At 57.9% G+C, this 12,237-nt stretch carries 12 protein-coding genes; 9 read left to right on the forward strand and 3 right to left on the reverse strand.

All coding sequences use genetic code 11. The annotated features are described in order from the left end of the window. Window positions 1-18: 18 nt before the first annotated feature. Window positions 19-759, reverse strand: a complete 741-nt coding sequence (gene hemD / locus ACJTMZ_RS19500; RefSeq protein WP_017383593.1) for a uroporphyrinogen-III synthase — start codon at window positions 757-759, stop codon at window positions 19-21. Beyond that, window positions 756-1,697, reverse strand: a complete 942-nt coding sequence (hemC, locus tag ACJTMZ_RS19505; protein WP_252011100.1) for a hydroxymethylbilane synthase — start codon at window positions 1,695-1,697, stop codon at window positions 756-758. The genes hemD and hemC overlap by 4 nt, the downstream gene beginning before the upstream one ends. A 350-nt stretch (window positions 1,698-2,047) precedes the next feature. Here hemC and cyaA point away from each other — a divergent pair, with 350 nt between their 5' ends. Continuing rightward, on the forward strand, window positions 2,048-4,591 hold the full coding sequence (cyaA, locus tag ACJTMZ_RS19510; RefSeq protein WP_017383591.1) for a class I adenylate cyclase: 2,544 nt from the start codon (window positions 2,048-2,050) through the stop codon (window positions 4,589-4,591). A 137-nt stretch (window positions 4,592-4,728) separates the two neighbouring features. On the opposite strand, the gene cyaY is transcribed toward cyaA, so the two are convergent. Further along, on the reverse strand, window positions 4,729-5,049 hold the full coding sequence (gene cyaY / locus ACJTMZ_RS19515) for an iron donor protein CyaY (RefSeq protein ID WP_003860816.1): 321 nt from the start codon (window positions 5,047-5,049) through the stop codon (window positions 4,729-4,731). Between the two features lie 135 nt (window positions 5,050-5,184). Between cyaY and lptM the strand changes: the two genes are divergently transcribed. From lptM to corA, 8 genes are all read left to right on the forward strand, one after another. Then, window positions 5,185-5,388 (forward strand): LPS translocon maturation chaperone LptM, encoded by a 204-nt coding sequence (lptM, locus tag ACJTMZ_RS19520; RefSeq protein ID WP_003860815.1) that lies wholly within the window; start codon window positions 5,185-5,187, stop codon window positions 5,386-5,388. A 35-nt stretch (window positions 5,389-5,423) separates the two neighbouring features. Continuing rightward, entirely contained in the window at window positions 5,424-6,248 is an 825-nt protein-coding gene (gene dapF, locus ACJTMZ_RS19525) for a diaminopimelate epimerase (protein WP_017383590.1), read from the forward strand. Further along, window positions 6,245-6,952 carry a DUF484 domain-containing protein gene (locus ACJTMZ_RS19530; RefSeq protein ID WP_015570007.1) on the forward strand — a complete coding sequence of 236 codons (708 nt, stop codon included), beginning with the start codon at window positions 6,245-6,247 and terminating at the stop codon, window positions 6,950-6,952. Before dapF ends, ACJTMZ_RS19530 begins: the two co-directional genes overlap by 4 nt. After that, window positions 6,949-7,851: a tyrosine recombinase XerC gene (xerC, locus tag ACJTMZ_RS19535; RefSeq protein ID WP_015570006.1), complete on the forward strand. Its 903-nt coding sequence runs from the start codon at window positions 6,949-6,951 to the stop codon at window positions 7,849-7,851. The genes ACJTMZ_RS19530 and xerC overlap by 4 nt, the downstream gene beginning before the upstream one ends. After that, entirely contained in the window at window positions 7,851-8,567 is a 717-nt protein-coding gene (gene yigB / locus ACJTMZ_RS19540; RefSeq protein ID WP_015570005.1) for a 5-amino-6-(5-phospho-D-ribitylamino)uracil phosphatase YigB, read from the forward strand. The genes xerC and yigB overlap by 1 nt, the downstream gene beginning before the upstream one ends. 79 nt (window positions 8,568-8,646) lie before the next feature. Next, window positions 8,647-10,809, forward strand: a complete 2,163-nt coding sequence (gene uvrD / locus ACJTMZ_RS19545; protein WP_017383586.1) for a DNA helicase II — start codon at window positions 8,647-8,649, stop codon at window positions 10,807-10,809. Window positions 10,810-10,958: 149 nt separating this feature from the next. Further along, window positions 10,959-11,015: a YsgD/CorL family protein gene (ysgD, locus tag ACJTMZ_RS19550; RefSeq protein ID WP_212743980.1), complete on the forward strand. Its 57-nt coding sequence runs from the start codon at window positions 10,959-10,961 to the stop codon at window positions 11,013-11,015. A 150-nt stretch (window positions 11,016-11,165) separates the two neighbouring features. Continuing rightward, window positions 11,166-12,116: a magnesium/cobalt transporter CorA gene (corA, locus tag ACJTMZ_RS19555; protein WP_003860807.1), complete on the forward strand. Its 951-nt coding sequence runs from the start codon at window positions 11,166-11,168 to the stop codon at window positions 12,114-12,116. Window positions 12,117-12,237 lie beyond the last annotated feature (121 nt).

The raw sequence follows: 12,237 nt of genomic DNA on the forward strand, positions 1-12,237 counted from the left end.
TGGCTTCCCATTTGAGAGTTATTGTAATGCGCGCAGCAGCGCATCGTTGTCGGCGTTTTCAGCGATCCGAATATCCTGCCAGCCCAGTTCCCGGGCGTGGTTCGCCAGACGCTCACTGACGACCAGAAGCCGACAGCGGAGTAACCAGTTTTCGCGATACCAAAGCGGAATCAGCGACCAAAGCTGTTGTAACATTTCACCGCTGGTGACCACCAGCGTATTAATACCGCGGGCGTGCCAGCGCATTGCTTCTTCCGCGCCATCATAGTGTTTCGCACAGCGCTGATAGCACTCCACAAACGTCACGTCTGCGCCGCGTTCGCGCAGCGTTTCGCCCAGCAGTTCGCGGCCACCGTTGCCGCGCAAAATGAGCGCGCGCTTTCCGGCAATGGTTTGTAATTCAGGTAATTGTAGCAAGACTTCGCTGATTTCCCGATCTAACGGGTAACGAACATCGATTCCGCTCGCGGTATGTAAGGCCAGCGCCGTGGTGCGCCCGATGGCGAAATAGCGGGGGGCGTGAGGCCAGCTAACGGCATGCTGTTGCAGCTGCGCATGGGCAAACTCCACGGCATGCTGCGACAGCGCAAAGAGCAGATCGCCTTCCTGCAAGAGACGCATCTGGTCAGCGAGCTCAGGCAGCTCGCGACCGGGGGAGAACTCAATCAGCGGAAAACTCCAGGCCACCTGCCCCAGTGCGCGCAGACGGCTCACTAACTGCTCTCCTGCGGGAGAAGGGCGGGTGACAAGTATGCTCATGCAGGGGGCTCTCCGTTATAGACCTCAGCCAGAATTTCACGCGCGCCGTTATTCAGCAGCTCTTCCGCCAGCGATACGCCAAGCGCCTCGGCATCTTGCGGCTTGCCGCGACGTTCACCGCGAACCATCTGTGAGCCGTCCGGCGCGCCAACCAGCGCACGCAACCACAGCTCACCGTCAGTTAATTCAGCATAGCTGCCAATTGGCACCTGACAGCCTCCTTCGAGGCGAGTATTCATCGCGCGCTCGGCTTTTACGCGAACGGCGGTATCGTCATGATTCAGCGGCGCGAGCAGTGCCTGAGTGCGCGCATCAACCAGACGACACTCAATGCCGACGGCCCCCTGGCCAACGGCGGGCAGCGACAGCTCCGGCGGCAACGCGACGCGAATGCGTTCTTCCAGCCCCAGGCGTTTCAGGCCCGCAACCGCAAGAATAATGGCATCGTAGTCGCCGTTATCCAGCTTGCCAAGACGTGTGCCGACGTTCCCGCGCAGCGAACGGATCACCAGATCCGGGCGACGTTCAGCCAGCTGACACTGGCGGCGTAAACTTGACGTGCCGACCACGCTGCCTGCCGGCAACGCTTCGAGCGAGTCATAGCGATTAGAGACAAACGCATCGCGCGGATCCTCGCGCTCGCAGATGGTCACCAGCCCCAGCCCTTCCGGGAACTCAACGGGCACATCCTTCATCGAATGCACGGCGATATCGGCGCGGTTCTCAAGCAATGCCAGCTCCAGCTCTTTGACAAACAGACCTTTTCCGCCCACTTTGGCCAGCGGCGTATCCAGAATGACATCGCCACGTGTGACCATTGGCACCAGCTCAACGCGTAATCCGGTGTGGCAGGCTTCAAGGCGCTGCTTAACATAATGTGCCTGCCAGAGTGCAAGAGGACTTTGGCGTGTGGCAATTCTCAAAACATTGTCTAACATGCTTGTTACCGTCATTATCAATCGCTAACCATCCTAACATTGTTGACACTCGGATGGCAGTTTTACGGTTGATGAAGAGTGAGAGGGACAGGGCGGCGTACTCGTCAGCCATCGCCGTATTCAGGAATTTACACGTCAAGAACGGTGCTACACTTGTATGTAGCGCATCTTTCTTTACGGTCAACCGGCAAGGTGTTAAATTGATCACGTTTTAGACCATTTTTTCGTCTGTACCACCAGAAAAGCAAAAGGCGAAAAAAGGGTAACGGTTATTTTTTGAAATACTGCGGGTCCGCTGCTTTTTGTGTTCTGACTGGCGTGCGACACCCGGAAACATCAGGCGATACGTCTTGTACCTCTATATTGAGACTCTGAAACAGAGACTGGATGCCATCAATCAATTGCGTGTGGATCGCGCGCTTGCTGCCATGGGCCCTGCTTTCCAGCAGGTATACAGTCTACTGCCAACATTGTTGCACTATCACCATCCGCTGATGCCGGGTTACCTTGATGGTAACGTTCCCCAGGGCATTTGCCTCTTCACGCCTGATGAAACCCAACAGCATTACCTGACTGAACTTGAACTCTACCGTGGTATGCCGCCGCAGGATTCGCCGAAAGGCGAGCTGCCGATTACCGGGGTTTACTCCATGGGCAGCACGTCATCGGTTGGGCAAAGTTGCTCTTCTGACCTGGATATCTGGGTCTGCCATCAGTCCTGGCTCGACAATGAAGAGCGCCAGCTGTTGCAGCGTAAATGCAGCCTGCTGGAGAGCTGGGCGGCGTCGCTCGGCGTGGAAGTGAGCTTCTTCCTGATTGATGAAAACCGTTTCCGCCATAACGAAAGCGGCAGTCTGGGTGGTGAAGACTGCGGCTCGACTCAGCACATCCTGTTGCTGGATGAGTTTTACCGTACTGCCGTTCGCCTGGCCGGGAAACGTATTCTGTGGAATATGGTGCCGTGCGATGAAGAAGAGAATTATGACGACTACGTCATGTCGCTTTACTCGCAGGGCGTTCTGACGCCAAACGAGTGGCTGGATCTGGGCGGCCTGAGCTCCCTGTCCGCCGAAGAGTACTTTGGCGCAAGCCTCTGGCAGCTTTATAAGAGCATTGATTCACCGTACAAAGCGGTGCTGAAAACCCTGCTGCTGGAAGCCTACTCCTGGGAATACCCCACGCCGCGCCTGCTGGCGAAAGATATTAAACAGCGTCTGCACGACGGGGAGATTGTCTCCTACGGTCTTGATGCCTACTGCATGATGCTGGAACGCGTCACCGAATACCTGACAGCCATTGAGGACGCCACGCGTCTTGACCTGGTACGTCGATGTTTCTATCTCAAAGTCTGTGAAAAACTGAGCCGCGAACGCGCCTGCGTGGGCTGGCGTCGTGAAGTGGTCAGCCAGTTAGTCAAAGAGTGGGGATGGGACGAAGAGCGTCTCGCCATGCTCGACAACCGCGCCAACTGGAAGATCGATCAGGTGCGTGAGGCGCACAACGAACTGCTTGATGCGATGATGCAGAGCTACCGCAACCTGATCCGCTTTGCCCGCCGTAACAACCTTAGCGTTTCTGCCAGCCCACAGGATATCGGGGTGCTGACCCGTAAACTGTACGCCGCGTTTGAAGCGTTGCCGGGCAAGGTAACGCTGGTTAACCCACAGATTTCGCCTGACCTGTCTGAACCGAATCTGACCTTTATCTACGTGCCGCCGGGCCGCGCGAACCGCACCGGGTGGTATCTGTACAACCGTGCGCCAAGCATGGATTCGATCATCAGCCATCAGCCGCTGGAGTATAACCGCTACCTGAACAAGCTGGTGGCCTGGGCCTGGTTTAACGGCCTTCTCACCTCACGCACCCGGTTGTTTATCAAAGGCAACGAGGTGGTCGATTTAGCCAAGTTGCAGGAGATGGTGGCGGATGTCTCGCACCACTTCCCGCTGCGTCTGCCTGCGCCGACGCCAAAAGCGCTCTACAGCCCGTGTGAGATTCGCCATCTGGCGATCATCGTCAACCTGGAATACGACCCGACGGCGGCCTTCCGCAATCAGGTGGTTCACTTTGACTTCCGCAAGCTGGACGTCTTTAGCTTCGGCGAGCAGCAAAACTGCCTGGTGGGTAGCGTGGATCTGCTGTACCGCAACTCGTGGAACGAAGTGCGTACCCTGCACTTTAACGGCGAGCAGGCGATGATCGAGGCGCTGAAAACGATCCTCGGCAAGATGCACCAGGACGCCGCGCCGCCGGACAGCGTGGAGGTGTTCTGCTACAGCCAGCACCTGCGCGGCCTGATTCGTACCCGCGTTCAGCAACTGGTGTCTGAGTGCATCGAACTGCGTCTCTCCAGCACCCGACAGGAAACCGGGCGCTTTAAAGCGCTGCGCGTCTCCGGCCAGACCTGGGGGCTGTTCTTTGAGCGCCTGAACGTGTCGGTGCAGAAGCTGGAAAACGCCATTGAATTCTACGGTGCGATTTCACACAACAAACTGCATGGCCTGTCGGTTCAGGTGGAAACCAACCACGTTAAGCTGCCGCAGGTGGTGGATGGCTTTGCGAGTGAAGGGATTATTCAGTTCTTCTTCGAAGAGTCGGGCGATAACGCCGGGTTTAACATCTACATTCTGGATGAAACCAACCGTGCCGAGGTGTATCACCACTGTGAAGGCAGCAAAGAGGAGCTGGTGCGCGACGTCAGCCGCTTCTATTCGTCCTCGCACGATCGCTTTACCTACGGCTCAAGCTTTATCAACTTCAACCTGCCGCAGTTCTACCAGATTGTTAATGTGGATGGGCGAGCGCAGGTGATCCCGTTCCGTACGCAGGCGATTACCCCTGCGGCGCCCGCTAACCAGGAAACTGCGCCGCTGTTGCAGCAGTATTTTTCCTGAGGCTTTTCGCCGGGTGGCGCTATCGCTTACCCGGCCTACGTTTTAGCCGCTGTTGCCGGGTGGCGCTGACGCTTACCCGGCCTACGGTTCGAGTCGTTGTAGGCCCGGTAAGGCGTAGCCGCCACCGGGCAACGCAACTACCTGAAACTCACGTCCTCGCCCGCCTGCGCCGTCGCTGCCTGCTCCAGCAGATCCCAGAACGTTTCGCCGCTGCGATCGCAGACCCACTCGTCACCTTTCAGATCAAAGTGATAGCCGCCCTGTTTCGCCGCCAGCCACACCTGGTGAAGCGGCTCCTGACGGTTAATAATAATCTTGCTGCCGTTTTCGAAGCTTAAGGTCAGGATCCCGCCGTTGATTTCACAATCGATATCGCTGTCGCCGTCCCAGTCGTCGATACGCTCTTCGATGGTCATCCACAGGGTATCGGCAAGGCGATGAAATTCACTGTCGTTCATGGTTTTATTCCTGTTTTTCGTGATGGCGGCAGTATAACGCTAAATAATTCCCGTTGCAGGAAAGCTGCAAACTCTTGCTTTTGTGTCTTCTCCTGCGATGATAGAAACAGATTTGAACTTACGGGCAACCTCTACATGAAAAACGTCTTCCGAACGCTTGTCGTTCTTGTCACTCTGTTTAGCCTGACCGGCTGTGGACTGAAGGGACCACTGTACTTCCCGCCAGAGGATAAAAACGCACCACCGCCGACAAAACCGGTGCAAAGTGGTATCGAGTCATCTACGCCGGATACCAACGATCGCGGCAATAATGGCGGCCCGACTCAGGTCAATCTCTGACAATTACGTTCTGTACCCGCGCAATGGAGCAAATGATGCAGTTCTCTAAAATGCATGGCCTTGGCAACGACTTTATGGTCGTCGACGCGGTAACGCAGAATGTCTTTTTCTCCCCGGAATTGATCCGTCGCCTGGCGGATCGACACGTGGGCGTGGGGTTTGACCAGCTGCTGGTGGTGGAGCCGCCTTACGATCCTGACCTGGATTTTCACTACCGCATTTTTAACGCCGACGGCAGCGAAGTTTCCCAGTGCGGCAACGGCGCGCGCTGTTTTGCCCGCTTTGTTCGGCTGAAAGGGCTGACCAACAAGCGCGATATCCGCGTCAGCACCGCCAACGGCCGGATGGTGCTCAGCGTCACCGACGACGAACTGGTGCGCGTGAACATGGGCGAGCCAAACTTCGACCCCTCTGCCGTGCCGTTTCGCGCCAACAAAGCGGAAAAGACCTATATTATGCGTGCCGCCGAGCAGACAGTATTGTGCGGCGTCGTCTCGATGGGTAACCCGCACTGCGTGATTCAGGTGGATGATGTGCAAACCGCGGCGGTTGAAACGCTCGGCCCGGTGCTGGAAAGCCATGAGCGCTTCCCGGAGCGGGCGAACATCGGTTTCATGCAGGTGGTGAAGCGTGAACACATTCGCCTGCGGGTTTACGAGCGCGGCGCGGGCGAAACCCAGGCCTGCGGAAGCGGTGCCTGTGCGGCGGTGGCCGTCGGTATCTCACAGGGGTTACTGGCAGAAGAGGTTCGCGTGGAATTACCGGGCGGACGTCTTGATATCGCCTGGAAAGGAGCGGGTCATCCACTGTACATGACTGGCCCGGCGACACATGTTTATGACGGGTTTATCCATCTATGAAGCAACCAGGGGAAGAACTGCGGGAACCTGTATCAGAGCTGGACGACAGCGCTGTTGTGGATTACCTGCTGCACAATCCTGAGTTTTTTATCCGCAATGCACGCGTCGTCGAACGGATGCGCGTGCCGCATCCGGTTCGCGAGACCGTGTCGCTGGTTGAATGGCACATGGCGCGCTCGCGCAACCACATCAATCAGCTCGAAGAGAACATGACGCTGCTGATGGAGCAGGCCAGCAATAACGAAAGCCTGTTCTACCGTCTACTGCACCTTCAGGCGCGTCTGGCTTCCGCGCACAGTCTCGAAGAGTTCCTCAACCGCTTCCACCGCTGGGCGCGCGAGCTGGGGCTGGCAGGCGCGACGATCCGTCTCTTCCCTGACCGCTGGCGCATTGGCGCGCCGTCCGGGTTTACCCATCTGGCGCTGAGCCGTCAGGCGTTTGAGCCGCTGCGCATTCAGCGTCTGGGCCATGAGCACCACTATCTGGGGCCGCTTAACGGGCCAGAACTGCTGGTGGTGCTGCCGGAAGCCAAAGCTATCGGCTCGGTGGCGATGTCGCTGATGGGGCGCGATGGTGACCTGGGCGTGATGTTATTTACCAGCCGCGACGCGCATCATTATGAACAGGGGCAGGGCACGCAACTGTTGCAGGAGATCGCCCTGATGCTGCCTGAGCTGCTGGAGCGCTGGATTGAGCGCGTATGACGGACGGACTGCTCGCCACTGACGTCAACCGCTTTCTGCGCTATCTGGGCGTAGAACGCCAGCTCAGCCCTATTACGCTGCTCAACTATCAGCGTCAGCTTGATGCCATCATGCAGATTGCCGATGAAATCGGCCTGAAAAGCTGGCAACAATGTGACGCCGCCACGGTACGCGGGTTCGTCGTGCGTAGCCGTAAAAAAAATCTCAGCCCGGCGAGCCTGGCGCTCCGGCTCTCTGCCCTGCGCAGTTTCTTCGACTGGCTGGTCAGTCAGGGCGGTCTGAAAGCCAACCCGGCAAAAGGGATCGCCACGCCGAAAGCCCCGCGTCATCTGCCGAAAAATATCGACGTCGACGACGTAAACCGCCTGCTGGATATCGATCTTAACGATCCGCTGGCCGTGCGCGACCGCGCGATGCTGGAGGTGATGTACGGCGCGGGCCTGCGTCTCTCTGAGCTGGTGAACCTCGACTTAAAGCACCTCGATCTGGAGTCCGGCGAGGTGTGGGTAATGGGCAAGGGCAGCAAAGAGCGCCGCCTGCCGATCGGCCGCAATGCGGTCTCCTGGATTGAGCACTGGCTGGACCTTCGCGGGCTGTTTGGCGCCGATGAAGATGCGCTGTTCCTGTCGAAACTCGGCAAGCGGATCTCGGCGCGTAACGTGCAGAAGCGCTTTGCGGAGTGGGGCATTAAGCAGGGGCTGAACAGCCACGTTCACCCCCACAAGCTGCGCCACTCCTTTGCGACGCACATGCTGGAATCAAGCGGCGACCTGCGCGGCGTACAGGAGCTGCTTGGTCACGCGAATCTGTCGACCACCCAAATCTATACCCACTTAGACTTCCAACACCTTGCCTCGGTGTATGACGCGGCGCATCCACGCGCCAAACGGGGGAAATAATGCGTTTTTACCGCCCACTCGGTCAGATATCAGCCCTGACGTTTGACCTTGATGACACTCTTTACGATAACCGCCCGGTGATCCTGCGTACCGAGCAGGAGTCGCTGGCGTTTGTGCAGAACTACCATCCTGCGCTGAAAGCGATGCAGAACAAAGACTTCCAGAAGCTGCGTCAGTCCCTGCGGGAAACCGAACCGGAGATTTACCACGACGTGACCGAATGGCGCCGCCGTGCGGTTGAGCAGGCGATGCTCAATGCCGGCCTGAGCGCGCAGGACGCGGCCACGGGTGCCGAAGCGGCCATGGAAAACTTCGCCAAATGGCGCAGCCGGATCGACGTGCCGCAGGAGACCCACGACACGCTGGCGAAGCTCGCCGAAAAGTGGCCGCTGGTGGCCATCACCAACGGCAATGCTCAGCCTGAACTGTTTGGTCTGGGGAACTATTTTCAGTTCGTGCTGCGCGCGGGCCCGCACGGACGCTCGAAGCCGTTCAACGATATGTATCATCTGGCAGCGGAAAAACTGGATTTGCCGCTCGGTGAGATCCTGCACGTGGGCGACGACCTGACCACGGACGTCGCCGGGGCGATCCGCTGCGGCATGCAGGCCTGCTGGATCAAGCCGGAAAATGCCGATCTGATGACTACCCCGGATAGCCGTCTTCTGCCGCACGTGGAAATTTCACGGTTGGCATCCCTCACGACGCTGATATAATCATCAATTGTTCTGTATAAATTAACAGGGTTTTGGCGAATGGAAACATTTGCCTGCCCGACATGACATGACGGTGCCAATGGACGTTTCTTACCTGCTCGACAGCCTTAATGATAAACAGCGTGACGCGGTTGCCGCCTCGCGTACAAACCTGCTGGTACTGGCTGGAGCGGGCAGTGGTAAGACGCGCGTGCTGGTTCACCGTATCGCCTGGCTACAGAGCGTGGAGAACTGCTCGCCGTACTCGATTATGGCCGTGACGTTCACCAACAAGGCGGCGGCGGAGATGCGCCACCGTATCGCGCAGCTGATGGGCACCAGCCAGGGCGGCATGTGGGTTGGCACCTTCCACGGCCTGGCGCACCGTCTGCTGCGCGCGCACCATATGGACGCTAACCTGCCGCAGGATTTCCAGATCCTCGACAGCGAAGATCAGCTGCGCTTGCTGAAACGCCTGATCAAGGCGATGAACCTCGATGAGAAGCAGTGGCCGCCGCGTCAGGCGATGTGGTACATCAACGGTCAGAAAGACGAAGGGCTGCGTCCGCATCATATTCAGAGCTTCGGTAACCCGGTCGAGCAGACCTGGCAGAACGTCTACAAGGCCTATCAGGAAGCGTGCGATCGCGCCGGTCTGGTAGATTTCGCCGAGCTGCTGCTGCGCGCCCACGAGCTGTGGCTGAACAAACCGCATATCCTGCAACACTACCGTGAACGCTTCACCAACATCCTGGTGGACGAATTCCAGGATACCAACAACATCCAGTACGCCTGGATCCGCCTGCTGGCCGGGGATACCGGCAAGGTGATGATCGTAGGCGATGACGACCAGTCTATCTACGGCTGGCGCGGCGCGCAGGTGGAGAACATCCAGCGCTTCCTCAACGATTTCCCCGGCGCGCAAACCATCCGTCTGGAGCAGAACTACCGTTCTACCAGCAACATTCTGAGCGCGGCCAACGCCCTGATTGAGAACAACAACGGGCGCCTGGGTAAAAAGCTGTGGACCGATGGCGTCGACGGCGAACCGATTTCGATTTACTGCGCCTTCAACGAGCTCGACGAAGCCCGCTTCGTGGTGAACCGCATTAAAACCTGGCAGGAGAACGGCGGCGCGCTGGAGCAGTGTGCCATTCTCTATCGCAGCAACGCCCAGTCGCGCGTGCTGGAAGAGGCGCTGTTGCAGGTGAGCATGCCGTACCGCATTTATGGCGGTATGCGCTTCTTCGAACGTCAGGAGATCAAAGATGCGCTCTCGTATTTGCGTCTGATTGCCAACCGTAACGACGATGCGGCGTTTGAGCGCGTGGTGAACACGCCGACGCGCGGCATCGGCGATCGTACGCTGGACGTGGTGCGTCAGGCCTCGCGCGATCGTCAGCTCACGTTGTGGCAGGCGTGCCGCGAGCTGTTACAGGAAAAAGCCCTCGCCGGGCGCGCCGCCAGCGCATTGCAGCGCTTCCTGGAGTTAATCGACGCGCTGGCGCAGGAAACGGCCGACATGCCGCTGCACGTCCAGACTGACCGGGTGATCAAAGATTCCGGCCTGCGCACCATGTACGAGCAGGAAAAAGGCGAGAAGGGCCAGACCCGTATTGAGAACTTAGAGGAACTGGTGACGGCAACGCGCCAGTTCAGCTACAACGAAGAAGATGAAGACCTTATGCCGCTGCAGGCATTCCTCTCTCACGCCGCGCTGGAGGCGGGTGAAGGGCAGGCCGATACCTGGCAGGATGCGGTTCAGCTGATGACCCTGCACTCCGCGAAGGGTCTGGAGTTCCCGCAGGTGTTCATCGTCGGGATGGAAGAGGGGATGTTCCCGAGCCAGATGTCGCTGGATGAAGGCGGACGCCTGGAAGAGGAGCGTCGTCTGGCCTACGTGGGCGTGACCCGTGCGATGCAGAAACTGACCCTGACCTACGCGGAAACCCGCCGCCTGTACGGGAAAGAGGTGTATCACCGTCCGTCGCGCTTTATCGGCGAACTGCCGGAAGAGTGTGTGGAAGAGGTGCGCCTGCGCGCCAGCATCAGCCGTCCGGTCAGCCATCAGCGTATGGGCTCGCCGATCTCTGAAACCGACACCGGTTACAAGCTGGGCCAGCGCGTGCGCCACTCGAAGTTTGGCGAAGGCACCATCGTCAACCTGGAAGGCAGCGGCGAGCACAGCCGTTTGCAGGTAGCGTTCCAGGGGCAGGGGATCAAATGGCTGGTGGCAGCCTATGCCAAGCTGGAAAGTGTGTAACTTTCAGAAAAATATCACTATTTTGTAATAATCTGCTAGCCTTATACGTTGAAGGTCAATTAATGCCCTTCAGCGTTCCGTTGCGTGTTGACGCCACAGTTATTGCTGGCGTAACATGCGCGCACGATTACGCTAAGAGGACATTCGCCTTGGACACACCCAGTAGATACTGGCTCAATTCCCTGTCATCCAGGAACAACTCCTAAGGCTATCTCCTCTTGCTGATGGCCTTAGTGGTTGTCAGCGACTGCATCATTCCCGTCGCGCTGAGTCAGGCTGTTTAATGGTCTGAAACCCAATTTGTTTCTGTGTGCCCACCGAACTGTCCGATATTTTTTGCATTGGGAGTCCCGGTCATGTTGAGCGCATTTCAACTCGAAAATAACCGACTGACTCGGCTTGAAGCCGAAGAGTCACAGCCCCTCATTGATGCCGTATGGGTGGATCTGGTCGAGCCGGACGACGATGAGCGCCTTCGCGTACAATCTGAACTGGGGCAAAGCCTGGCGACACGCCCGGAACTGGAAGACATCGAAGCATCCGCCCGTTTTTTTGAAGACGAAGACGGCCTGCACATTCACTCCTTCTTCTTTTTCGAAGATGCCGAAGACCACGCGGGGAACTCCACCGTGGCGTTTACCATCCGCGATGGCCGCCTGTTCACCCTGCGCGAGCGCGAACTGCCTGCGTTTCGTCTCTACCGTATGCGTGCCCGCAGCCAGGCGATGATGGACGGCAACGCTTATGAGCTGCTGCTGGATCTGTTCGAAACCAAAATCGAACAGCTGGCGGATGAAATCGAAAACATCTACAGCGACCTGGAAAAGCTGAGCCGCGTGATCATGGAAGGCCATCAGGGCGATGAGTACGACGAAGCGTTGTCCACGCTGGCTGAGCTGGAAGATATCGGCTGGAAGGTGCGTTTGTGTCTGATGGATACCCAGCGCGCGCTGAACTTCCTGGTGCGCAAGGCGCGTCTGCCGGGCGGTCAGCTGGAGCAGGCGCGTGAGATCTTACGCGATATCGAATCCCTGCTGCCGCACAACGAATCCCTGTTCCAGAAGGTCAACTTCCTGATGCAGGCGGCGATGGGCTTTATCAACATCGAGCAGAACCGCATCATCAAGATCTTCTCGGTGGTGTCCGTGGTGTTCCTGCCGCCGACGCTGGTGGCGTCCAGCTACGGGATGAACTTTGAGTTTATGCCGGAACTGAAGTGGAGCTTTGGCTACCCGGGGGCGATTATCTTTATGATTCTCGCCGGGCTGGCGCCGTATCTGTACTTCAAGCGGAAGAACTGGCTGTAAAAATCTGGCGGGTGGCGCTGCGCTTACCCGCCCTACGATCGAATTCCCTCTCCCTGTGGGAGAGGGTTCCCCACAAAATAATGCCTGCACAGACGGCCCCCTCTCCCTGTGGGAGAGGGTT

Source organism: Enterobacter sp. DN, assembly GCF_046054285.1.
GTDB classification, from domain to species: domain Bacteria; phylum Pseudomonadota; class Gammaproteobacteria; order Enterobacterales; family Enterobacteriaceae; genus Enterobacter; species Enterobacter hormaechei_C.

Coding starts and splice junctions, on each gene's coding strand:
- hemD (WP_017383593.1), bottom strand. CDS start 759: ATGAGCATACTTGTCACCCGCCCTTCTCCCGCAGGAGAGCAGTTAGTG.
- hemC (WP_252011100.1), bottom strand. CDS start 1,697: ATGTTAGACAATGTTTTGAGAATTGCCACACGCCAAAGTCCTCTTGCA.
- cyaY (WP_003860816.1), bottom strand. CDS start 5,049: ATGAACGACAGTGAATTTCATCGCCTTGCCGATACCCTGTGGATGACC.
- lptM (WP_003860815.1), top strand. CDS start 5,185: ATGAAAAACGTCTTCCGAACGCTTGTCGTTCTTGTCACTCTGTTTAGC.
- dapF (WP_017383590.1), top strand. CDS start 5,424: ATGCAGTTCTCTAAAATGCATGGCCTTGGCAACGACTTTATGGTCGTC.
- ACJTMZ_RS19530 (WP_015570007.1), top strand. CDS start 6,245: ATGAAGCAACCAGGGGAAGAACTGCGGGAACCTGTATCAGAGCTGGAC.
- xerC (WP_015570006.1), top strand. CDS start 6,949: ATGACGGACGGACTGCTCGCCACTGACGTCAACCGCTTTCTGCGCTAT.
- yigB (WP_015570005.1), top strand. CDS start 7,851: ATGCGTTTTTACCGCCCACTCGGTCAGATATCAGCCCTGACGTTTGAC.
- uvrD (WP_017383586.1), top strand. CDS start 8,647: ATGGACGTTTCTTACCTGCTCGACAGCCTTAATGATAAACAGCGTGAC.
- corA (WP_003860807.1), top strand. CDS start 11,166: ATGTTGAGCGCATTTCAACTCGAAAATAACCGACTGACTCGGCTTGAA.